Origin of the sequence: Halarchaeum sp. P4 (genome assembly GCF_051195175.1) — an archaeon.
Taxonomy (GTDB): Archaea; Halobacteriota; Halobacteria; order Halobacteriales; family Halobacteriaceae; genus Halarchaeum.
This window is the reverse complement of the sequence record NZ_JBNTKC010000003.1, coordinates 123,076-145,618: the sequence shown is the minus strand read 5'-3', so window position 1 is coordinate 145,618 and position 22,543 is coordinate 123,076. Positions and strand designations below refer to the sequence as shown.

Sequence of the window (22,543 nt, the reverse complement as noted above, 5' to 3'; positions counted from 1 at the left end):
ATGAGCACGGACACGAACACGGACGACGCGGACGCGGGCGAATCGGGCGGCCACTGTTCGACGCCGGACTCGGACGGCGAGGTGGCTGAGGAAATCGCGATCATCAGTTTCGAGCGCAAACTCGACACCGCGCGCGAAATCGTCGACGGCATCGGCGACGGCTACGAGCAGGTCGACATCATCGAGTACCACGGCGACGTCTTCGCCGAGCACTGGGGCGACTACGACTGCTTCGTCGGCCTGATGGCGTCGGGCATCGCGATGCGCAAGACCGCGCCGCTCCTCGACGACAAGTGGGACGACCCCGCAATCGTCGTCGTCGACGAGGCGTTGACGTGGGCCATCCCGATCACGGGTGGCCATCACGGCGCGAACCAGGTCGCACACGACCTCTCGCAGCTCGGCGCGGTCCCGGCGATGACGACCGCGAGCGAGGCCGCGGGCAAGCAGGGCGTCGAGAGCAAGGCGAAGGCGCTGGACGCGCACGTCGTCAACGGCGACTCGACGGTCGCGACGAACCTCGCGGTGCTGAACGAGGAGCTCGGGCCGGTCGCTCGCCTCGACGGCCCGCGCGCGGTGCTCGTCGAGGACGACGTCACCGTCCTCAAGCGCAACAGCGAGGACGGGGTCGTCCTCGGGACGGGCACCGTCTCCGGCGTGAAGAAGGAGCAGGTGCTCCGCGCGTGGGAGGCCGCGCTCGCGGACATCGACCGCTCGCTCTCGGACGTCGAGTTCGTCGCCACCGGCACGCGCAAGGAGGGCGAACCCGGCCTCTACGAGGCCGCCCAGGAGATCGGTGCGGGCGTCGTCCTCTTCGAGAAGGAGACGCTCGAACGCTTCGAGGGGCCGTCGCCGTCGCGCTCGAAGGAGCTCATCGGCTGGCCGGGCATCGCCGAGGCGTCGGCCATCGCCGGCGGCCGCGAGCACGAACTCGCCCGGGAGAAGGAGCGCTTCGAGGACGCCGTGACTGTCGCGGTGGGACGATAATGTCCGGCGACGACGCTGCCGACGAGACGGGTACGCTCTACGTCGTCGGCATCGGCCCCGGCCTCCCGCACGCGATGACCCAGCGCGCGAAGGACGTCATCGCGACCGCGGACTGCGTCATCGCGTCGAACCTCTATCAGGAGTTCCTCCGGCGCGACGGCACGCTCCCGCCGGCGGACGCCGAGGTGGACGCAGTGACCGACGGCGGTGCGAGTGTCGACGGCGAGTCCGGCACCGTCCTCGAGCGCCGCGGCGGCACGCGGCAGACGCTCGTCCGCTCGACGATGGGCAAGCAGGTCGAACTCGCCCGGGAGGCGTTCCGGCGCGTCCGCAACGGCGAGGACGTCGCGCACGTCTCGGGCGGCGACCCGAACGTCTACGGGAAGAGCGACCTCCTGTTCACGATGGCCGAAGCGGACGAGGCCTACGACGTCCCCATCGAGGTCGTCCCCGGCGTGACGGCGGCGCTCGGCGGCGCGGCGAACCTCGGCGCGCCGCTCTCGAACGACTTCTGCACGGTCTCGCTCTCCGACAAGTGGCGCGGCTGGGACGAAATCGAGGAGAAACTGCGCGCCGCCGCCATCAGCGGCTTCGTCATCGTCCTCTACAACTGCTGGCGGGATTACGAGCGCGCCATCGAGGTGGTGCGCGAGGAGCGCGCCGACGACGTGCCGGTCGGCATTTTCAACGACGCTGGCCGCGGCGACGCCGGCCGGAACGTCGAGGACGAGACGCACACCATCACCACCCTCGGCGAGGCCGACGACTACGAGGACGAAGTCGGCGGCATGGGGACGTCCATCCTCATCGGCAACCACGAGACTGCGGTCTGGGAGAACGACTACGGCAAACACCTCGTCACCCCGCGCGGCGGGCGTGACGTCGATGACTTCTGACAATGAGCACTGACGACACCACCGAGCGCACGGAGACGGAATCGAGCTGTGGCGCGAGCGACACGAGCTCCGCCTCGAAATGCGGCGCGTCGACCGACGACAGGCCGGAGACGGACACGTCGAGCTGTGGCGCGTCGAGCGACGACACGAGTTCGTCCTCGGGGTCGAGCTGTGGCGCGTCGAGTTCGTCCAGTTCGAGTTGCGGGAGTTCGAAGCGCGAGACGACCGATGAGCAGGTCGAGGCGACCGTCGAGGACTTCGAGGGTGAGCCCGGCCGACTCCTCGCCGTCGGCCTCGGTCCGGGCGGCCCGGAGGGGATGACGCGGCGCGCCCGCGAGACGCTGCTTGACGCCGAGCACATCGTCGGCTACACCACGTACGTCGACCTCCTGCCCGACGAGGTCACCGAGTCGGCCGACGAGCTGTACGACACGCCGATGTGCGGCGAGGTCTCGCGCACGGAGGAGGCGGTCGACCGCGCGCTCGCCGGGAACGACGTTGCCATCATCGGGAGCGGCGACCCGAACGTCTACGCGCTCGCCGGCCTGGCGCTCGAAATCCTCGAGTCGAAGGGCGCGAGCGCGAGCATGGTCGACTTCGAGGTCGTCCCCGGCGTCCCCGCCGCGCAGTCCTGTGGCGCGCGGCTGGGCGCGCCGCTCGTGAACGACACGGTCAGCATCTCCCTCTCCGACCACCTGACGCCGATGCCGACCATCGAGTCGCGACTTCACGCCACGGCCAAGGAGGGGTTCACCATCGCCATCTACAACCCGTGGAGCCGCAAGCGCCGGGAGAACTTCGAGAAGTGCTGCGAAATCCTCCTCGAGCACCGCGACCCGGAGACGCCGGTCGGCATCGTTCACGGCGCGGGCCGCGACGACGAACAGGTCGAAATCGTCGAGCTCGGCGAGCTCGAGGAGTACGGCGAGACCGACCTCGTCGACATGACGACGACGCTCCTCGTCGGGAACGAGGAGACGTACGTCTGGGACGACCGGATGGTGACCCCGCGGGGGTACGAGTCGAAGTATGACTACTGAGTACCGCGTGCGCCTCGACCGCGAGGTCTGCGACGGCGTGTTCGCGTGTCTCGTCCGCGACGACCGCTTCGTCGAGGCCGCCGACGGACTGGCGGCCATCGAGGCCGACGGCGATGGCGGTATCGGCGACGACGCCAGCAGCGCCCAGGTCGTGGCGTTCGACGACGACCGGCTCGCGGCGGCGGAACAGGCCGCTCGCGCCTGCCCGCTCGACGCCATCGACGTGTTGACGGAGGGCGACGATGAGTGACGCCGACCGGACCGACGGGTCGCCCGAGCCGGTGACGGACCTGCTCGCCACGACGCCGGCGACGGCGTACTTCTGGGGGCGGGTCGCCGGCGACGGCGAGCTTACCGAGAACTGCGTGACCGTCCGGACCGGCGACGAGACGGCGGCGGACGCGCTCGCGGCGGTCGCGGGCGCGGACCGCGCCGACCACCGCGTCGCCGCCCGCGAGTCCGCCCACGACGCCTCTATCGTCCGCTTCGAGGACGAGTACGAACTGCAGGTCGTCGGGACGGCGGCGGAGCGCGCGAGCGCCGCGCTCGGCCTCCCCATCGACGGCCAACCCGGCGGCTATCGCTTCGACGCGTTCTCCGAGCACCGCGCGGAACTCGTTCGCGGCCTCCTGGAGTCGTGTGGCACCGTCTGCTTCCGCGAGTCCCCGGCGTCGGTCGGCGTCTCGTTCGTCCACGACGACGCCGCGCTGCTCCGGACGGTGCGCTCGCTCCTTGACGCCGCGGCGCCACACGCCCCGACCGACGACCTCTCCGAGACGTCCTCGGGCGGTTACTGGTTCGGGCTCGCGGACGACGCGGACGTCGCGGCGTTCGCGGAGTGGGTGTACGCCGGCAGCGACGAGTCGGGGCTCTACTCCGCGGCACGCCGGCGCAAACTCCGCCGGAGCGTCGAGCGCGCGACGGCGAGTGAGGTGGGTGAGCTCTCGGAATGACCGCGAACGCGACCCCGGCCCCGGTCGGTCTCGAGGACGAGGCCGTGTTGCTGGTCGGCCACGGCTCGCGTCGCGAGAAGTCCAACGAGCAGGTGCGCGCGCTCGCCGCCGACCTCGAGAGCCGGCTCGGCATCCCCGTGGACGCGGGGTTCCTCGAACTCGCGAGCCCCTCGATTCCCGAGGCCATCGCGGGCCTCGCCTCGAGCGTCTCGCAAATCACCGTCGTCCAGCTGTCGCTGTTCGCGGCGAGCCACGTCAAGAACGACGTCCCGCTCGCGGTGCAGGACGCCCGCGCCGAGCACCCCGGTCTCACGATTCACAACGGCGCGCACCTCGGCGTCCACCCCGCGCTCGTCGACCTGCTCGACGACCGCGCCGCGGCAGTCGAGGCCGAGCTCGGCGTCGACCGTGAGGAAGACGACGTCGCGGTCGTCCTCTGTGCGCGCGGCTCCAGCGACCCGGACGCGAACGGCGACGCCCACAAGCTCGCGCGCCTCCTCTACGAGGGCCGGGCGTTCGAGCGCGTCGAGACGTCGTTTATCGGCGTCACCGAACCCCGACTGGAGGAGGCGCTCCACTCGGTCGCGAAGAGTCGGCCGGACGCCGTAATCGTCCTCCCCTACATGCTCGGCGACGGCGTGCTCACCCAGCGCGTTCGGGACGGCGCCGCCGAGTTCGACGACGACTACCCGTACGTCGCGGCCGGGGCCGGCGACCCGCTCGGCACCGACGGCCGCCTCCTCGACGTGCTCGGCGACCGCTGGCAGGAGGCCCGCACCGAGAGCGTCGACATGTCCTGTGACACCTGCAAGTACAAGGTGGAACTCGACGGCTACGAGGAGGACGTCGGCGGCGCTCGCGCGATGCTGCGCGCGCTGACCCATCAGGAGGCGCACGCGGACCGCGAGGACGTCGCCGACGAGCCACACGCCCACGACGCGCCGGCGAAGCACGTCGCGGTCTGCACGAACCAGACCTGTGCCGCGGACGGCTCGCCGGCCGTGCTGGAGCGACTGCGCCAGGAGGCGCGCGACTCGGACGCCTGCGACGCCCGCATCACGCGCTCGTCCTGCCTCGGGCGCTGCGGCGACGGCCCGATGGTCGCCGTCTACCCCGACGGCGTCTGGTACGGCGGCGTCGAGGAGGATGACGCCGAACGCATCGTCTCGTCCCACCTCGACCGGGATCGCATCGTCTCCGACCTCGTCGATCAAACCCTCTGACACATGAGCTGCTACGAACTCGAAGCGCTGCGACTCGGACTGATGAACGTGCTCGGCACCGAAGACCGGAGCACGCGCGAACACGCGGAGAAGGAACTCGCCGACGCCCCTGACGGCCCCATCGACGCGCTGGCGAACGCCCAGACCCTCTCGGAAATCGAGCGCCACCTCGACGCGGCGCTCGTCGACCTCGAGGAGGAAATCGCCACGACCGACGCGGACGACCCCGAGTACGACTACCTGCGCGGGCGACTCGTCGCCGTGCGCGACGCCGAGCGCGCCGTCCACCGCTTGACTGACCAGGGCGAGAGCGTCCTCGACGGACTGGGCGAGGCGCACGACGTCCTCCACGAGACGTTCCCCGCCGATGAGTGAGACCCCGGAGGCCACCACACCACCCCACGCTGACGGCGAGCCGACCGATGCGGAAGCGCGGCTCTCGGTCAATCAGTCGGTCGACCTCGGCGAGGTGTCGCCGGCGCGCTCCCGACACGCGGGCCGGCGCTCCGCGGTCGCGCTGACCGACGAGCTGGTCGTTGTCGGCACGGCCGACGGTGCCGTCCGCGCGTCCGACCGGTCGACCCTCGCAGAGCAGTGGCATGCGGGAACGGATGTCAATGAGACGGCCGTCGTCACGGCCGAGCCGTGGCGCGACGGCGTCATCGTCGGCGAGCGCGGCCCGGAGGGCGCGCTCAGGTACTACGACGCGGACTCCGGCGACCTGCGCTGGCGCTACGCCACCGCGGCGGACGTCGGTGACGCACAGAAGCCGTCGCGGTTCTTCTTCCCCTTCGTCGTGGACGTCGCGGCGGTCGGCGACCGGCTGTACGTCGCGGCGCGACGCTACGAGCGCGACGGCGAACGGCGGTCGTTCGAGAGCGTCGTCTCCGCGTTCGACCCGTCGGGCGATGTCATCTGGACGCACGAGACCGACGCCTCGCCCATCGGCCTCGCCGCCGACGCGGACCGCGTCGCGGTGGCGTACAACCGCTGTCCGGGCGACCATCAGGACGGCCTCGTCGTCCTCGACGCCGCGGCGGGCGACGTGCGATACGCGTGGGACCCCGGGACGGACGGCCAGCGCCGCGTCGGCGACGTCGCGCTCCTCACTGACGGCGTCGTGGTCGCGAGCCACGGCGACTATCGAGGCTACCGACTCGGCGCCGACGGCGAGGAGCGGTGGCGCGTCGACCTCGGGACGCCCGCGACGGTCGACGGCGAGACGCTCTACGCCTACCCGAACCACGTGCACGCGAGCGCGGGCGGCGTGGTCTTCGTCACGGGGAACACCTACGCGGAGGACGGCCGCGAGACGGACTCACTTCACCCGCGCGAGCACACCGCATTCGGGTACGCACCCGACGGCGAGCGTGCGTGGACGGCGTCCGTCGGCGGCTTCGCGGGCGAACTCGGTACAGATGGGCGTCGCGTGGCCGTCCCCGGCGCGCAGCACTTCCGCACGCGCGACGCCGACGTCCACGGCCTGCGGGTCTTCGATGCGACGAGCGGGCCTGTTGGGTCTGTCACCACGGACGGCGTCGTCACCGCGGCGGCGCTGGACGACGACCTGGTCGTCGCCGTCGAGGAACCGGTCGTCTATCACGACGAGGGAGAAGAGCGCGGCAGCTATCGACTACTTCTCGGCCGGGCCGACTGACGGCGCCGTACGCGCGTCGTCAGGCATGTCGTCTTCGCTAGTGACGCCGAGCCGTGAGGCGTCGGGGCCGAACTCCCGTTCGAGGAGGTCGGGCACGTCGTCCGGTTGTACGTCCGAGTACCATCGGCCGCGCGGGTGGATGGCAATTGCGGCGCCCTCGGCGCTGCAGAGCCCGAGGCAGCTCGTCTCGGCGACGTGGACGCGCGTCCAGAAGACGTCGCGCTCGCGCAGCCACGACGTCACTGCCGCGTACACTTCTTCGCCGTCCGCGCCCGCACAGCAGGCGTGTTCGGAGTCGCGTGCGTGCGTGCAGACCAGCACGTGGTCGGAGAAGCCGTTCTCGCGAACGTCGGTCGTGCGCGACCGCATCAGTCGGCGGTGACCGTGCGGTCGGTGTGTGTGGCCGTCACGTCGCTCGTCTCCGTCGCGTCACGAAGGCGGGCGTGGACGCCGGCGAGGAGCGCCCAGAGGAGGAGCTGTCCGAACACGACGAGGCCGGTCAGTCCGGTCGCCAGCTCGGCGGGGAGCGCGCTCTCGGCCGCGTTCGCCGGTGCGAGGGCGGTCGCGACTCCGAGGAGCGCGAGCGCGGGGAGCGCGGCACCGGCGGCGGCAACAGGCTGACTGCGCGAGCCACGAAGGCGCCGATAGGCGAATCCCGCGGTCAGGCAGGCAATCGCCCCGACGACCATCATCCCTGCGTACAGCGAGAGGCGAGTGTCGGTGGGGAGCGCCTGCTCGACGCCGGGCACCTGAGGCGGGAGGACGAGCCACGGGGCACCGGAGACGGTGACGAAGCCGGCGCCGGCCATGAGGTAGCTCTTCGTCGCGCCGCCGCCCGGAATCGCGGGCTCGAGGAAGTAGTAGGCGACGCCGAAGACGACGCCGCCGAGGAGGACCCCCCAAAGGACGCCGCCGACGATGCTCACCGCGTTCGTGACCATCGCGGAGACGGCGCTGTCGTGGCCGGCGTCGGCCCCGTGGGCGTGCGCGCCGCCGTGCCCGAGTCCGTCGGCGAACGCGACGAGCGGGTTGGCGACGAGCGCCATGAGGAGGCCGAACGCCAGCCCGGCGACGACGCCGGCTGTCACGCCGCGCTTCAGGTAGGTCGTGAGCACGACTAGTGGCAGGTGATACCGGCGGCATGCCGGAAGTTGTGCAGCGAGTCGTGGAGCATCGGCTGCTGGACGAACAGCAGCGCGAACCCGAGGGCGGCGATGAGGGCGAGGCCGACGGCCACCTGCGTCGACGTGAGTTCGGTGCGCGCCTGTTCGATTCGACCGTGAACGGTGTTGTTGGCTGTCGCCATTCTAAACCACACTTGCAGAAGGTAAACTGAGATTGTAAAACTTCCGGACGAGCCCTACTCCCCTTGTACGGCGCCGACGACGGCGTCGATTCGGTCGGCGGACAGCGCCGAGAGCGGGACGCGCTCGCCGCCCGTCTCCTCGACAATCAGATCCGAAACGCCCGAGCGGTCGTCCTCGCCCGCGTCGACGACGACGACGTGCGGGTCGCGCTCGGCCAACCGTCGTGCGGCCGCGCGCGTCTCGCGCACCGGACTCCCGTCCGCAACGTTCGGCCGGCCGTCCGTCACGAGCACAACGACACTTGCACTCGGGTCCGCGCGCTCGAGCACGTCGCCGGCGGTCCGGAGGCCGTCCGGGAGCGGCGTGCGGTCGCCGGTCGGCAACTCCTTGAGGTGGCGTGCGGCGAGCGTGACGCTGTCCGTCGGCGGGAGGAGGACCTCCGCCTCCTCGCCCGCGAACCCAACGAACGCGACTTCGTCGCGCTCCTGATAGGCGTCCTTCAGGAGTTCGAGGACGGTTCCCTTCGCCGCGCGCATCGCCGGCCGCATCGACGCGCTCGCGTCCACGGCGAACACCACCAGCGCCGACGACTCGCTCCGGCGGACGGACTGCCGGAGGTCACGGGACTCCACGGACGACGCGCCCCGCGAGGACGCCGCGCGGACCGACGCCGCGGCGTCGATATTCCGCTCCGACTCCGCACGCTGGCTCCGCACGCGCGCCCCCGTCCCGTCGGTCCCGGGTTGCGTCCGTGAGCGCGACCCGCTGTCCGACCGGCCGTCCTCGACGGCGTCGGGTGCGGCGAGGTCCGGCGCGCGCCCCGCGCCGATGTCGGCTCGGGACTGCCCGGGGACGAGTGGCGTGCCCTCCTCCGGGTCGTCGGTCTCCTTCTCGTCGCCGTCGCCTCGCTCGGCCGGCGACGTTCCGCCCGCGTTGCTCTCGCGTTCCTCGTCGGGGTCTGTCGACCCGGTGCTTGGTTGCGGAGTACTCTCCGACTCGCCAGCGTCGGATGCGTCCGATTCGTCGGTACCTGCTTCGCTCTCGTCCCCGTCCTCGGCGTCGGCATCGCTCTCCATATCGCCATCGCCGTCCGCGTCGTCCCCGGTTTCCGAGTCGCCGTCGTCGCCGCGTTCGGCGTTCGCCTCCCCATCGCTCTCGTCGTCCGACTCCGCACCGTCGTCGGGTTGTTCCCCGTCCTCCTGCTCGCCGTCGTCGTCGTCCCCGTCGTCGAAGTGCTCGTCGAGGAGGTCGCTCGGGTCGGGGGCGTCCTCGAACGGCCGGGAGCGGAGCCGGTGGGGGAGCGCGAGTTCCGCCGCCCGGCGGACGTCGCCCTCGATGACCGTCGTGCGGCCGTCGAGCGCGGCGAACGTCCGTGCGGCGCGTGCCATCGCGATGTCCCCGCGGTGGCCATCGACGCCTGCGTCCCGGCAGAGTTCGGCGATTTCCCGCGCGAACTCCGTCGGGAGTTCGACGGTCGTGAGGCGCTGGCGTGCGCCTCGGAGTCGCTCGCGGTACTCGGCGTTCGTGTGGTCGTCGCCCGCTTGCTCGGTGTCGTCGCGCGTCCGGCCGAGGGCCTGGTCGATGATGCTGACGCGCCGGTCGAGGTCCTCGCAGGCGGTGACGGTCGCCCGGAGCGCGAACCGGTCGCGGAGCTGCGGCCTGAGTTCGCCCTCCTCGGGGTTCATCGTCCCGACGAGCGTGAAGTCGGCGGGGTGGCTGACGCTCACGCCGTCGCGCTCGACGCGGTTGACCCCGCCGGCGGCCGCATCGAGGAGGACGTCGACGAGGTGGTCGTCGAGGAGGTTTACCTCGTCGACGTAGAGGATGCCGCGGTTCGCGCGTGCGAGCAGGCCGGGGTCGAACTCGTAGTCGCCATCGAGGGCGTCTGCGACGGAGAGCGTCCCGACGACGCGCTCGCGGGTCGCGCCGAGCGGGAGCGTGACGACCGGAACCGGGCGTTCGTCCGTCGGTGGGTCGGCTCGCTCGCGACAGGAGTCGCACTGGCGCCTGGGGGCGTCGGGCGGACAGCCGTAGGGGCAGTCCGCGACGACGGTTTGGGTCGGGAGGAGGTCGGCGAGCCCGCGCACCGCCGTCGACTTCGCCGTCCCCTTCTCGCCCTGCACCAGCAGCCCGTCCAGGTCGTCGTTCGCCGCGACGGCCAGCAGCGCCTCCTTGAGCTCCGTCTGCCCGACGATGTCCGCGAAGGCCGGCGACGCGCCCCGGCCGTGCGAAGCTTTTTTGCCTCCGACGGAATCAACCATAGTTGTATTAGCGCAACGGAGGTTTAACAACGTTATGCCAACAATCGGTCTATACACCGCAACCGAGAACGAGCTCGGCGCTGTCCAGCAGGCGGCGGCCCACACTGACGTCGATCTGGTCGTGCGCTCGGAGAGCGACCTCGACGAGGAGACGGACGTCGAGGCGTTCATCGACGAACTCGAGGACGCCACCGCGGCGGTCTTCTGGCTGCACGGCGCCGAGGAGAGCATGCCGGGGTACGACCGCGCCGTCGAGCGACTCGCGGACGCCGGCGTCCCGCTCGTCGTCAAGTCGACCGGCGACGCCTACGCGCTCGAGGACACGTCCGTCGCCGCCGGCGACCGTGACCGCGTCTACGAGTACCTCGAGAAGGGCGGCGCCAGCAACGTCGCGAACTGCGTCCGCTTCCTCGCCGACGCCTACGGCGACGGTGAGTACGACTACGACGACCCCGTTGCGCTGCCGACGGAAGGCGTCTACCACCCCGACCATCCGGGCGTGACCTACGAGGAACTGCGCCGGACGTTCGACCCCGACACGCCGACCGTCGCCGTCTGGTTCTACGAGTCCCACTGGACGCACGAGAACACGCGCTACGTCGACGCCCAGGTGCGCGCCATCGAGGCGCAGGGCGCCGACGCGCTCCCCGTCTTCTGCAACCCCGCGACCGACACCGACGAGCAGTGGGACGCCGAGCGCGTCACCGAGGAGTGGCTCCTCGATGACGACGGCGACCCCGTCGTCGACGCCGTGCTCTCCTCGTTCATGTTCTCACTCTCGATGGACGAGCGCGGACGCGGCGCGGCCGACGAGGGTGAGAGCGCCGAGGACGTCTTCCTTGACCGCCTCGGCGTCCCCGTCATCCAGACCGTCACGACGATGCGCTCGCGCTCGCGCTACGAGCGCAGCGACACCGGCGTGATGGGCTTCGAGCTTGCGCTCTCGGTCGCCCTCCCCGAGTTCGACGGCAACGTCATCACCCACCCCATCAGCGGCAAGGAGCGCACCGCGGACGACGCGGATATCGGGAGCGCGCCCAAACAGCACTTCCCCATCGACGACCGCGTCGACCACGCCGCGCGGCTCGCCGTCAACTGGGCGTCCCTCCGACACACCCCGAACGCCGAGAAGACCGTCGCCGTCGTCCTCCACAACTACCCGCCGAGCGACGACGGCATCGGCACTGCGTTCGGCCTCGACAGCCCCGAGAGCACCGTCAACCTCCTCACCGAGCTCCGCGAGCGCGGCTACGACCTCGACGGGTCGCTCCCCGAGAGCGGCCAGTCGCTCGTCGAGCAGTTGACCGCCCAACTCACCCTCGACGACCGCTGGGTCGCACCCGAGGACGTCCGGGAGGCGAGCGTCGACGTCGTCTCCACCGACCAGTACCGCGAGTGGTTCGCGGCCCTGGACGAGCGCTTCCGCGAGAACGTCGTCGAGGAGTGGGGCGAGGCCCCCGATCGGCCGTTCGCCATCCCCGGCGTCGAGTTCGGGAACGTCCTCGTCACCGTCCAACCGCCGCGCGGGTTCGGCATGGATCCCGCGAAAGTCTACCACGACTCGGACCTCCAGCCGCCCCACGACTACGTGGCGTTCTACAGTTGGCTCCGGAACGCCTACGAGGCCGACGCCGTCGTCCACCTCGGCACGCACGGCAGTCTCGAGTGGCTCCCCGGCAAGACCGTGGGGCTGAACGGAGAGAGCGCCCCCGACCAGCTCGTCGACGACCTTCCGAACGTCTACCCCTACATCGTCAACAATCCCGGCGAGGGGACGCAGGCGAAACGGCGGTCGTACGCCGCCATCGTCGACTACCTCACGCCGGTGATGCGGAACGCCGGCACCTACGACGAGCTCGCGGAACTCGAGGAGCTCGCCGACCAGTACCGGGAAGCCGGTATGCAGGACGCGCGCGCCGACGACGGCGAGCATCTCGAACAGCTGCTCCGCGAGACGATTGACGACCTCGACCTCGCGGTCGAACTCGGCATCGCGGGCGAGGTTGACGAGAAGGCCGACGTGCGTGGTCCCGAAGAGGCTGGCTCGACGCTCGCCGAGGGCGCAGTCGAGGGCGACGACCTCGACATCGATGCGCTCGTCGAGCGCGTCCACGAGTACCTCACGGACGTCAAGACGACCCAGATACGGATGGGCCTCCACACGATGGGCGAGCCCCCGCAGGGCGAGCGTCTCGTCGAGTATCTCGTCGCGCTCACGCGCCTCGAGAACCCGGGTGGGCCGAGCCTCCGCGAGAGCGTCGCGGGCGTCCTCGGCGTCGACTACCAGCGGATGCTCGACGAGCCCGGCACCTACGACGAGGACCTCGGGATGACACTCTCCGAGGCCGCCGACGAGGTGTACGAGACGAGCCTCGAGCTCGTGGAGACGCTGGCCGCACACGAGTTCGACGTCCCGGCGTCCGAGGTCGAGGCCGGCCCCAAGGACGAGGTGAACATGAACCTGCTCGTGGTCGACATCGACCCGCTCGGCGACGCGCGGGCGAAATCCGGCGCGCACGACGACCTCCGCGAGGCGCTCGCGTTCATCTGCGAGGAGGTCGCGCCACGAGTCGAGGGCGCAGCCGAGGAGATTCCGCGAACGGCGGACGCACTCGCCGGCGAGTACGTCCCGCCCGGCGGGAGCGGCGCGCCGACGCGTGGCGGCGTCGACCTCCTGCCGACGGCGCGCAACTTCTACACGCTCGACCCGCGGAAGGTGCCCGCGAAGAGTGCCTGGCGCGTCGGCCGCGAGGTCGCAGAAGGCGTGGCGGCCCGCCACCATGACGCCGAGGGCGAGTACCCCGAGGAAGTTGGCGTCGTCGCGTGGGGGACGCCGACCGTGCGGACGCGCGGCGAGACCATTGCGCAAGTGCTCGCGCTGATGGGCGTCGAACCGGAGTGGACCGATGCCGGCCGCATCGACGGCGTCACGCCCATCCCGCTCGAGGAACTCGACCGACCGCGCATCGACGTCACGACGCGCGTCTCGGGGCTGTTCCGGGACGCCTTCCCGCAGGCCGCCAGCGTCGTCCACGACGCCGTCGACGCGGTCGTCGACCTCGATGAGCCACACGAGATGAACTACGTGAAGAAGCACGTCGAGGAGGACACGGAGGAACTCGCCGCGGAGGGCGTCGAGGACCCCGAGGCGGCCGCGAAACACCGCGTGTTCACCACACGGCCGGGCGGCTACGGCGCGGGCACGAACAAGGCGGTCGACGAGGGGAACTGGGAGGACCGCTCGGACCTCGCGGACGTCTACGTCCAGTGGGGCGGCTACGCGCTCGGGTCGCGCGGCCGCGCGTCGGAAGCCCACGACGCCTTCGAGCGCCGCCTCGGGAGCGTCGAGGCCACGGTGAAAATCGAGGACACCGCCGAGCAGGACGAGTTCGACAGCTCCGACTGGTACGCGTTCCACGGCGGGTTCATCAGTGCCGTCTCGGAGATCGCGGGCGCGGAGCCCGCCTCCTACGTCGGCGACTCCAGCGACCCCGACAACGTCGAGGTCTACACGAACGAGGAGAAGGTCCGGAAGGCGATGCGCGCCCGCGTGCTCAACCCCGACTGGCTCGACAGCATGGAGGAGCACGACTACAAGGGCGCGGGCGACCTCTCGACGACCGTCGACGTCGTCCTCGGCTGGGACGCGACCGCGGGCGTCGTCAGCGACGCGCTCTGGGCGGACGTCGCCGAGAAGTACGCCTTCGACGAGGACCGCCAGGAGTGGCTGCGCGACGTGAACCCGTGGGCCCTGGAGAGCATCACCGATACGCTCCTCGAGGCCATCGAGCGCGGGCTCTGGGACGCCGACGCGGAGACCGCCGACCGGCTTCGGGACGTCAACCTCCGCGTGGACGGCGACCTGGAGGCGCGTGCTGGCGGCGCGGACGCCCCGGAGGTGTCGAGCGATGACGACTGAGGACGCGGACGGCGAGTTCGAGGCGTACGCCGACCTTGGCGCGACGACGGAGAACGCGATGGACATCGCGGAGACGAGCATGGATCGTGTGCGCGAGCTCGTCCCGGACGAGACGTTGGCCGACCGCGTCCGGCAGAAGAGCGTGCACGCGACGGGCGACCCGGAGTTCCAGCATCTCGTGCGCTTCACCGGCGGGACGGACTCGGAGCCGGTCGTCGCGGGCGCGCAGGCGGTGCTGGAGGAGCGCCCCATCGTCACTGACATCACGATGGTCAAGGCCGGCATCACCGGACGCGGCCACGACTGTCCCGTTCGGAAGGCCATCGGGAACGGCGCGGAGCTTGCGGCCGAGACCGGGATGACGCGGACGGCAGCGTCCGTCCTCGAACTCGACCGGCAGGGCGTCTACGACGACGCCATCGCGGTCGTGGGGAACGCGCCGACGGCGGCGCTCGCGCTCGCGGACTGCATCGAGGACGGCACGCGGCCCGCGGTCGTGGTCGCCACGCCGGTCGGCTTCGTGAAGGCCGCGGAGAGCCGGAAACGCCTCCGTGCGGTCGCGGCCGAACACGGCGTCCCGGCGATTACGAACGTGGGTCGGCGCGGCGGGAGCGGGCTCGCGGCCGGCCTGACGAACGAGCTCGTCCATGTGGCGAGTGACGTCCGGAGCGGCGAGGTCGACCTCCCGTGAGTGAGGACTACGACTTGGATGCGGGGCCGGACCCCGCGTCGCTGGCGGCCTCGGAACCCGAGTCGGGGGATGTCGACGGGGAGCCGGTGTACGCGGTCGGCGTCGGGCCCGGCAATCCGGAGTACCTGACGCCGCGCGGGGAGCGCGCGATTCGCGAGGCGGACGTCGTCGTGGGCTTCGAGACGGTGGTGGAGTTCGTCGCCGACCGGACGGACGCGGACCTGCTCACCTGTGGGTATCGCGACGAGGGCGAGACGCTCGAGGCGTTCGCCGCGCGCGTCGGCGACGGAGCGAGCGGGACGGCCGTGTTGATGGGTGACCCGAACCATTCGGGCTACCAGTTCGTCGGGAAGGTCGAGGCCGCGGTCGAGCGCCCGGTTCGGGTGATTCCCGGGATTTCGTCGCTCCAGGTGGCGGCGAGTCGGGCGCGGACGCCGATGGAGGACACGGCGTTCGTGACGCTCCACAAGAGCGGTGACATCTCGCCCGGACTGCGGCGGCTCCGCGACGCCGTCGGGGAGCGCCATCTGCTCGTGTTGCCCCGTCCCTACGACTGGATGCCGGAGGACGTCGCGGCCGACCTGCTCGATGCGGGCGCGTCCCCGTCGCTGGAGGCGCTCGTCTTGGAGCGGCTGACCCACGACGACGAGGCGATAACGCGGACGACGCTGGGCTCGCTCGGCGCGCGGACGGCGGACTCGGACGCGCGCTCCTCGCCGTTCTCCGATTTGTCCGTGCTGGCGGTTCGGCGGGAGTAACGGGGCTGCCACGCCGTTCTGGTCGTGGATGGTGGGCAACGGGTGCGCCCCATCAAAACTTATTTGAGAATCCGCCGCAACTCGTAATACAACCCGAATTGGGGTATATCAAATATAGTTTACCAACTGGGTGCTCAATGACAACTAACGCAATCCTCCTCATCAGCCGAGCGACGAGAAACGCCCGTGAAGTACTGGACACACACGCCGAGCGCCTCCGCCGCCGCGCCGTCGCGGACGAGGTGACGGTCGCGACCTACGAGAGCGAGCCGGTCCGCGAGCTCAAAGACGAACTCGAGCGCGTCGCCGCCGACACGGTGTACGCGGTGCCGATGTGCGCCGCGCACAGCCACGACACCGTCGACGGCATCCCCGCCGCCCTCTCCTACGTCCCCGGGGACGTCCACTACTGCGAACCCCTCGGACAGAGCCCCGCGGTCACCGACGTCCTCGCGGAGAAGGGCACGAGCCTGCTCCCCGCGGGCGACGACGCCTCCCTCATCCTCGCCGGGTTCGGGAGCAGCTCGAAGCCCTACCACCGGCAGACCGCGAGCTATCACGCCGCCCGCCTCCGCGAGCAGTCCGACTACGCGGAGGTGTTGACCTGCTACCTCCTCCAGAACCCCACCGTGGACTGCGTGCGCTACAGCACGACCACGCACCACGCGGTCGTCGTCCCGCTGTTCGTGACGCGGACCGAGGCGACCGAGCGCCGCATCCCCGACGAACTCGACCTCGGGCGGGGCGGCATCGAGTACGCCGACCCGCTCGGCACACACCCGCGAGTGACCGACGCCGTCCACGCGGAAGTCGAGAAACAACGCGCCCTCGCCGGCGGCGCGGCCTCCAGCGCCTCCTTTGAAGCGCAGTTGACCCGGACGCAGCGCCCGGTTGCGACAGACGGCGACGGGGGCCGACCGCGATGACGCTCGCCGTCTGCGACAGACTCGTGACCGCCGAGCACGCAGTAGGCGTATGAACGGCGTCGTCATTGGTGGCACCCGCTCCGGCGTCGGCAAGACCGTCGCCACGCTCGCCGTCACTCGCGCGCTCGACGCGGCCGGCTATCAGGTCCAACCGGCGAAGGCCGGCCCGGACTTCATCGACCCCAGCCATCACGAGCACGTCGCCGGCCGCCCCTCGCGGACGCTCGACGTCTGGATGCAGGGCGCGGACGGCCTCCGGCGGAACTACCACCGCGGCGACGGCGACGTCTGCGTCGTCGAGGGCGTGATGGGACTGTACGACGGCGACGCCTCGAGCACCGCGAAAGTCGCGGACTCCCTCGACCTCCCGGTCGTGCTCGTCGTCGACGCGAAAGCCGGCATGGAGAGCGTCGCCGCGACCGCGCTCGGGTTCCAGCGCTACAGCGAGCACGCCGGCCTCGACGTCGACGTCGCGGGCGTCATCGCCCAGCGCGCGCACGGTGGCCGCCACGAGCAAGGCATCCGCGACGCGCTCCCGGACGGCATGACGTACTTCGGACGCATCCCCCCACGGGACGCCCTCGACATCCCGGACCGCCACCTCGGCCTCCACATGGGGGACGAAGCCCCGATTGAGGCGGACGCCCTCGATGATGTCGCGGCGCACGTCCACACGGAGCGTCTCGTCGACGTCGCACGCGAGCCACCGCGACCCGAACGCCAGACTACCCGCCCGAAGTCGGACGCCCGCATCGCGGTCGCGCGTGACGAGGCGTTCTGCTTCTACTACCCTGCGACCATCGAGCGCCTCCGCGAGCGCGCGGACGTCGTCACGTTCGCGCCGACGGCGGGCGACGACCTCCCGGAGTGCGACGGCGTCTACCTGCCCGGCGGCTACCCGGAGCTCCACGCGGCCACGCTGGCGGAGAGCCCCGCACTCCGACAACTCGGCGACGCGGCGGCCGACGGGCTGCCGGTCGTCGGCGAGTGCGGCGGCCTCATCGCGCTTGCCGAATCGCTGACGACGACCGACGGCGACACCCACCGAATGGCGGGCGTCCTCCCCGCCGAGATGCGGATGCACGAGCGCTATCAGGCGCTCGACCACGTCGAACTCCGCGCCCGCGGGGACACGCTCACCGCTGGCGCCGGACAGCGCCTGCGCGGCCACGAGTTCCACTACTCCAGCGCCGACGTTGCCGGCGACGCCCGGTTCGCGTTCGACGTCGAGCGCGGCGACGGCATCGACGACGGCCGGGACGGCCTCCGCGAGTACGAGACGCTCGGGACCTACTGTCACGTCCATCCCGAGAGCGGGGCGTTCGACGCCTTCCTCGAGACGGTCGAGCGGTAGGCCGGCGACGACGCGACGCCGGCCCGTGCGAGAGAGACACGGCAGGACGACGGTCCTCGCGTCCGCGATGGGACAACATCCTTAACGGTGGCCGCAAGACGTTCCTACATGATTGATGAGGCGGTACAGGACATCGAGGAGATGCGGACCCAGAGCGCGTCGGTCGTCGCGGTCAAGGCCGCGAACGCGCTTGAGGACCTGCTTCACCGCGACCACTACACGGTCGAGGAAGCCCTCCGGTCGCTCGAACGCAACAGCAACGCACTCAGACGCGCGAACTCCTCGCACACTCTCCTGCACACGACGCAGAAGCGCATCCTCGAACGGGTCTCGGACCCCGAGCCCGCGGACGTCGAGGAGATGAAGGACCGCCTCCAGACGACTATCCGCGACGTCGTCGAGGACGTGCAGACGAGCAAGGACCGAGCGGCCGCGGAAGCCGCCACGTTCCTTGACGATGGCGACACCGTCCTCACCCACGAAAGCTCATCGACCGTCATCGCGACGCTCGAACACGCCCTCGACCGAGGGTTGGAGCTCGACCTCTACGTCACCGAAGCCCGACCGCGCTTCCTCGGGCGCCGAACCGCACGCCAGTTCGCCGACCACGACGCCATCGACGTGACCGTCATCGTCGACGGCGCTGCCGGCTACTGCCTCCCCGACTGCGACCGCGTCCTCGTCGGCATGAACTGCCTCGTCGACGACGTCGTCTACAACCGCGTCGGCACCTTCCCCATCATCGCCGCCGCCGACTACCACGACGTCCCCGTGACCGTCGTCGGGTCGTCGATGAAGTTCATCGGGAACGGCTTCGTCTTCGAGAACACGCTCCGCTCACCCGCAGAAGTGCTCCGCGAACCGCCGGACGGCTTCTCCGCACTCAACCCGAGCTACGACGAGACGCCGACCGACCTCATCGACACCGTCGTCACCGAGGACGGCGCGATGGAGTTCTGAGGCCGAGTGCAACTGACGCCGACGAACCACCGCGTGGCCACGAATCCGGTGGTCGTGGCGAGCAGCCACTCCACCGTTCGAGGGGGAGTCCCCCGCCACAGAATATGTCAATAGGGAGAATTCATTCGAAGAATTCACCGGTGGGTTGAAGGATTGTCTGGACACAGAACCGAACGCCATGGTTGCTGATGACAGAGTCGTTTCGAGGATTCGAGATGACGGGCGGGGCGCCGTTCGAACTATCGCGGAGTACGACCGCGATGACTACGAGGTTCTCTACGTCCGCGAGGACGTCGAACCACGTATCGACGCGATCGCCGACCAGGTTCACGAGGAACTCATCATCCAGGAGCTCGGCCGTGCCCACCTCGAACAGATGTTCGGCGCCGGCGACCTCCACTGCTCGATGCATCGCTTCGACGAGGTCACGGCGTTCCACTACATCCAAGACGGCTTCTCCGGCCTGTTCGTCAGCGTCGACTCGGACGCCGACCTCCCGCTCGCCTCGTTCGCCGACACGTGCCGCCAGCAGCTCGAACAACTCGACTAGCGCGTATACGCGACAGACGCCGTGGAAGACCTGGGTGAACGCCGCGTCAGGGGGACGCGCGGACGACCACGACATCAGCAACCACGTCCCGTCCGGTGGATCCCGCTCAGTAGAACTGGCAGCGTGTGCGGTGGGCGCTACAGCCTGCTTCCAGGAGACTGCATTTGTGCTGGCCAGGGCCGACCCGCGTCCCGCCCGTCGATATGCTCCCCTCGGAGTGTCTCCTGACGTGACCTGAGACCTGACGCTGACTCTCGACTGACCGTCAGCCTATAATTTTACATTATTATACAAATCAAAATTTAGTATGGGATACGAGCTCACCGACGAGACGGCACTCGTGACCGGCGGCGGTTCCGGGATCGGCCGACAGACGGCGAAGCGGTTCGCAGCCGAAGGCGCGAACGTCGTCGTCGCCGACATCGACACCGACGGCGGCGCCGAAACCGTCGAACAGATCGAGGCCGACGGCGGTGACGCGACGTTCGTCGAAGTCGACGTCAGCGACCCCGACTCGGTCGAATCGATGGTCGAGACCACGGTCGACACCTACGGTAGCCTCGACGTCGCGCACAACAACGCCGGTATCGAGGGCGACAACGCGCCAATGGCCGAGCAGTCCCTCGAGAACTGGAACCGAGTCATCGACATCAACCTCAAGGGCGTCTGGCTCTGCCTGAAGCACGAACTGGACGTGATGGCACAGAACGGCGGCGGCGCCATCGTCAACACGTCGTCAATCGCGGGCCTCTCGGCGGCCGGCTCCACCCCGTACTCCGCCAGCAAGCACGGCGTCATCGGGCTGACGCGCGTCGCCGCCACGGAATACGCCGACGCGGACGTCCGCGTCAACGCCGTCTGCCCGGGCGTCATCGAGACCCCGATGGTCGAACAGTCCCGGGAGAAGAACCCGGAGGCAATCGAGCAGTTCGTCGGCATGCAACCGCTCGGCCGGATGGGCACCCCCGAGGAGATCGCCAACGCCGTCGTCTGGCTCTCCTCCGCGGAAGCCTCGTTCATCACCGGAAACGCATACCCAGTCGACGGCGGCTACATGGCGCTCTAGCACGGCCACCGCTTTTCTCGGCGTCGTGGACCCGACCGGCTACTCGTGTAGGCGTGCATACCGTTGCCCGGCGCGACGTGCGTCAGAACGGGAGGTTACGAGTCACAGTCGTCTCCGGCGGGGAGCGTGAAGGAGACCATCGACCCGTCGCCCGGTTCTGACTCGACCCAGATGCTCCCGCCGTGACGCTCGACGATCCGCTCACAGAGGGCGAGCCCCATTCCAGTCCCCGAGTAATCGTCGCTCGTGTGGAGTTGCTCGAACACCTGGAAGATCTGGTCGGTGTAGTCCGGCTCGATGCCGATGCCCTCGTCGTGCACCGAGACGACCCACTCCGTCCCGGCTCGCTCGGCGTCGACGTGAATGCGGGGCGGCTCGTCGCCGCTGTACTTGATGGCGTTCTCCAGCAGGTTCTGTGACACTTGGCGGAGTTGATCGGCGTCGCCCCTGACGCACGGGAGTTCCGCGACAGTGAGTTCGGCGTCACTCTCCGCGAGTTTGACCTGGAGGTCCTCGCGGACGTCCGCGAGAACGGCGTTCAGGTCGACCGGCTCGAAGGGGTCGCCCCGGCTCTCGACCCGCGAGTATTCGAGGAGGGCGTCGACCATCGTGCGCATCCGGTCGGCCCCGTCGACTGCGAAGTCGATGAACTCCTGGGCGTCCTCGTCGAGTTCGTCGTCGTACCTGCTCTCGAGGAGCCGAAGGTAGCTCGAGACCATCCGCAGCGGTTCCTGAAGGTCGTGTGAGGCGGCGTGAGCGAACTGCTCGAGGCGTCTGTTCGACTCCTCGAGTCGACGCCGGTACTCCTGGCGCTCGGTGATGTCCTGTGAGATCCCCATCCCGGCGTACACGTCGCCTTCCTCGTCGCGCACGGGGACCGCGCGGAACAAGTAGTAGGTGTCGTCGTACTCGGCCACGAACGACTGTTGTTCCTCCTCCTCGATCGCCGTCCGATAGTGGGGTATCAACTGGGATGCCAGCTCTTCCGGGAGGGCGTCCTCGAGGTCCCGCCCCGTCAGGCTGTCGGCGGTCTCGCCGATCCGCTGAACGTTATCGCCGCCGGCCGCGATGTACCGGAGGTCGTCGTCGTACAGGGTGACCGCGCCGTCCGGGAAGTTCTCGACGAGCGTCCGGTAGCGCTCCTCCGATTCGTGCAACTCGGCGTAGAGCCGGGCGTTCTCGATCGCCGCGGACGCGACGTTGGCCAGTTGAGTGAGAATTGCTTCGTCCGCTTCGGTGAACTCGCCGTGATACTTGTCCGAGAGTTGGATGAGCCCCCGGTTCTCGTCATCCGGACCGATAATCGGGACCGCCAGCCAGCCGTCCATGGGTGGATGCTCGTCCGTATCGTCGCCGAAGTCGTTCCAGCTCGGGTGGGACTCCAGTTCCGCCTGCGTCATGCGCATCGGCTCGTTGCGCTCGCACACCACCGAATAGATGCCGCTGCCGTCGGGCTCGGTGTCGTACTCCTGGTAGCCGTCGTATTTGTCCGACAGGGACACTTCGTTGATCGCCTGTTCCCAGTCCTGATTGAGCGTTCGGCTCGTCACGGATTGGTGCGCACCGACCAACTCACGGGCCTCGACGGTGATCTGTCGCAAGATCTCGTCTACGTCGTCCGTGATGTCGATTCGGGTGACGAATTGAGCGAGCTGGCGGTGCTGATCGAGTAGCCGCTGGTCGGGCGCGCCGTCCCGGTCATCGGAGCCGTTGCTGGCCGAGTGGGCGGGTCCGGCCCCGCCGCCGTCCACTCCTTCACGCCGAGCTAACCACCATACCGGTTCGTGCCCATCAATCTCCTTCGTCCGGAGAACCTCCTGGCCGACGAGGTGATTCAGCTCCTCCCTGACTGTGTCGAGCGGGCGGCCGATCCGGTCGGCAACCTCCCGTGCCGTAAACGGCTCGTAGGGCGGGCCATCGAGGAGCGTGAGAATCTCCCTCGTCGGCGACTGATCCGTCGGTCCAGGCACTTTCCAGTACGTACAGCATAGATCG

The 22,543-nt window shown here is 69.7% G+C and carries 21 protein-coding genes; 16 read left to right on the top strand and 5 right to left on the bottom strand.

The features are described from left to right. From cbiG to ACQUS8_RS11755, 8 genes are read left to right on the top strand one after another with little or no spacing between them, the layout of a single operon-like run. A complete protein-coding gene (gene cbiG, locus ACQUS8_RS11790) occupies positions 1 to 987 on the top strand; it encodes a cobalt-precorrin 5A hydrolase (protein ID WP_435101269.1) in 987 nt (328 codons plus the stop codon). Continuing rightward, complete coding sequence (locus ACQUS8_RS11785; RefSeq protein WP_435101267.1) at positions 987 to 1,883, top strand: precorrin-3B C(17)-methyltransferase; 897 nt, start codon at positions 987 to 989, stop codon at positions 1,881 to 1,883. Before cbiG ends, ACQUS8_RS11785 begins: the two co-directional genes overlap by 1 nt. Before the next feature lie 2 nt (positions 1,884 to 1,885). Then, positions 1,886 to 2,923 (top strand): precorrin-3B C(17)-methyltransferase, encoded by a 1,038-nt coding sequence (gene cobJ, locus ACQUS8_RS11780; RefSeq protein WP_435101265.1) that lies wholly within the window; start codon positions 1,886 to 1,888, stop codon positions 2,921 to 2,923. Further along, entirely contained in the window at positions 2,913 to 3,173 is a 261-nt protein-coding gene (locus tag ACQUS8_RS11775) for a ferredoxin (RefSeq protein WP_435101263.1), read from the top strand. Before cobJ ends, ACQUS8_RS11775 begins: the two co-directional genes overlap by 11 nt. After that, the gene (locus ACQUS8_RS11770; RefSeq protein WP_435101261.1) at positions 3,166 to 3,876 is read left to right on the top strand and encodes a cobalamin biosynthesis protein; all 711 of its coding nucleotides are present in this window, start codon (positions 3,166 to 3,168) and stop codon (positions 3,874 to 3,876) included. Before ACQUS8_RS11775 ends, ACQUS8_RS11770 begins: the two co-directional genes overlap by 8 nt. Next, positions 3,873 to 5,099: a CbiX/SirB N-terminal domain-containing protein gene (locus ACQUS8_RS11765; protein ID WP_435101259.1), complete on the top strand. Its 1,227-nt coding sequence runs from the start codon at positions 3,873 to 3,875 to the stop codon at positions 5,097 to 5,099. Before ACQUS8_RS11770 ends, ACQUS8_RS11765 begins: the two co-directional genes overlap by 4 nt. A 3-nt stretch (positions 5,100 to 5,102) precedes the next feature. Continuing rightward, positions 5,103 to 5,474, top strand: coding sequence for a DUF3209 family protein (locus ACQUS8_RS11760; protein WP_435101257.1), 372 nt, complete (start codon positions 5,103 to 5,105; stop codon positions 5,472 to 5,474). Further along, positions 5,467 to 6,756 carry a PQQ-binding-like beta-propeller repeat protein gene (locus tag ACQUS8_RS11755; protein WP_435101255.1) on the top strand — a complete coding sequence of 430 codons (1,290 nt, stop codon included), beginning with the start codon at positions 5,467 to 5,469 and terminating at the stop codon, positions 6,754 to 6,756. The genes ACQUS8_RS11760 and ACQUS8_RS11755 overlap by 8 nt, the downstream gene beginning before the upstream one ends. Here the strand turns inward: ACQUS8_RS11755 and ACQUS8_RS11750 are convergent. Genes ACQUS8_RS11750 through ACQUS8_RS11735 form a run of 4 tightly spaced genes read right to left on the bottom strand, consistent with a single transcriptional unit; the run spans position 6,733 to position 10,324 of the window. Further along, positions 6,733 to 7,125, bottom strand: coding sequence for a (2Fe-2S) ferredoxin domain-containing protein (locus ACQUS8_RS11750; protein WP_435101253.1), 393 nt, complete (start codon positions 7,123 to 7,125; stop codon positions 6,733 to 6,735). The two genes, ACQUS8_RS11755 and ACQUS8_RS11750, sit on opposite strands and share 24 nt — an antisense overlap. Continuing rightward, on the bottom strand, positions 7,125 to 7,871 hold the full coding sequence (locus ACQUS8_RS11745) for a CbtA family protein (RefSeq protein ID WP_435101250.1): 747 nt from the start codon (positions 7,869 to 7,871) through the stop codon (positions 7,125 to 7,127). Before ACQUS8_RS11745 ends, ACQUS8_RS11750 begins: the two co-directional genes overlap by 1 nt. A 2-nt stretch (positions 7,872 to 7,873) precedes the next feature. Continuing rightward, the gene (locus ACQUS8_RS11740; protein ID WP_435101248.1) at positions 7,874 to 8,062 is read right to left on the bottom strand and encodes a CbtB domain-containing protein; all 189 of its coding nucleotides are present in this window, start codon (positions 8,060 to 8,062) and stop codon (positions 7,874 to 7,876) included. A 54-nt stretch (positions 8,063 to 8,116) separates the two neighbouring features. Then, the gene (locus ACQUS8_RS11735; protein ID WP_435101246.1) at positions 8,117 to 10,324 is read right to left on the bottom strand and encodes a VWA domain-containing protein; all 2,208 of its coding nucleotides are present in this window, start codon (positions 10,322 to 10,324) and stop codon (positions 8,117 to 8,119) included. Between the two features lie 34 nt (positions 10,325 to 10,358). On the opposite strand from ACQUS8_RS11735, the gene cobN reads away from it, so the two are divergent. The 8 genes from cobN (at position 10,359) to ACQUS8_RS11695 (ending at position 20,548) form a co-directional block, all read left to right on the top strand. Next, positions 10,359 to 14,243: a cobaltochelatase subunit CobN gene (gene cobN, locus ACQUS8_RS11730; protein ID WP_435101244.1), complete on the top strand. Its 3,885-nt coding sequence runs from the start codon at positions 10,359 to 10,361 to the stop codon at positions 14,241 to 14,243. Then, positions 14,233 to 14,934 carry a precorrin-8X methylmutase gene (locus ACQUS8_RS11725; protein ID WP_435101242.1) on the top strand — a complete coding sequence of 234 codons (702 nt, stop codon included), beginning with the start codon at positions 14,233 to 14,235 and terminating at the stop codon, positions 14,932 to 14,934. Before cobN ends, ACQUS8_RS11725 begins: the two co-directional genes overlap by 11 nt. Beyond that, positions 14,931 to 15,692: a cobalt-precorrin-7 (C(5))-methyltransferase gene (locus ACQUS8_RS11720; protein ID WP_435101240.1), complete on the top strand. Its 762-nt coding sequence runs from the start codon at positions 14,931 to 14,933 to the stop codon at positions 15,690 to 15,692. Before ACQUS8_RS11725 ends, ACQUS8_RS11720 begins: the two co-directional genes overlap by 4 nt. Before the next feature lie 137 nt (positions 15,693 to 15,829). Continuing rightward, positions 15,830 to 16,618: a CbiX/SirB N-terminal domain-containing protein gene (locus ACQUS8_RS11715; RefSeq protein ID WP_435101238.1), complete on the top strand. Its 789-nt coding sequence runs from the start codon at positions 15,830 to 15,832 to the stop codon at positions 16,616 to 16,618. Positions 16,619 to 16,667: 49 nt separating this feature from the next. Then, positions 16,668 to 17,972, top strand: a complete 1,305-nt coding sequence (locus tag ACQUS8_RS11710) for a cobyrinic acid a,c-diamide synthase (RefSeq protein ID WP_435101236.1) — start codon at positions 16,668 to 16,670, stop codon at positions 17,970 to 17,972. Positions 17,973 to 18,080: 108 nt separating this feature from the next. Then, entirely contained in the window at positions 18,081 to 18,932 is an 852-nt protein-coding gene (locus tag ACQUS8_RS11705; protein ID WP_435101234.1) for a translation initiation factor eIF-2B, read from the top strand. Between the two features lie 178 nt (positions 18,933 to 19,110). Next, entirely contained in the window at positions 19,111 to 19,482 is a 372-nt protein-coding gene (locus ACQUS8_RS11700; protein WP_435101232.1) for a hypothetical protein, read from the top strand. A gap of 307 nt (positions 19,483 to 19,789) precedes the next feature. Continuing rightward, positions 19,790 to 20,548 (top strand): SDR family oxidoreductase, encoded by a 759-nt coding sequence (locus ACQUS8_RS11695; RefSeq protein WP_435101230.1) that lies wholly within the window; start codon positions 19,790 to 19,792, stop codon positions 20,546 to 20,548. A 95-nt stretch (positions 20,549 to 20,643) separates the two neighbouring features. Here the strand turns inward: ACQUS8_RS11695 and ACQUS8_RS11690 are convergent, their stop codons facing one another. Continuing rightward, complete coding sequence (locus ACQUS8_RS11690; RefSeq protein ID WP_435101228.1) at positions 20,644 to 22,518, bottom strand: ATP-binding protein; 1,875 nt, start codon at positions 22,516 to 22,518, stop codon at positions 20,644 to 20,646. Between the last annotated feature and the right edge of the window lie 25 nt (positions 22,519 to 22,543).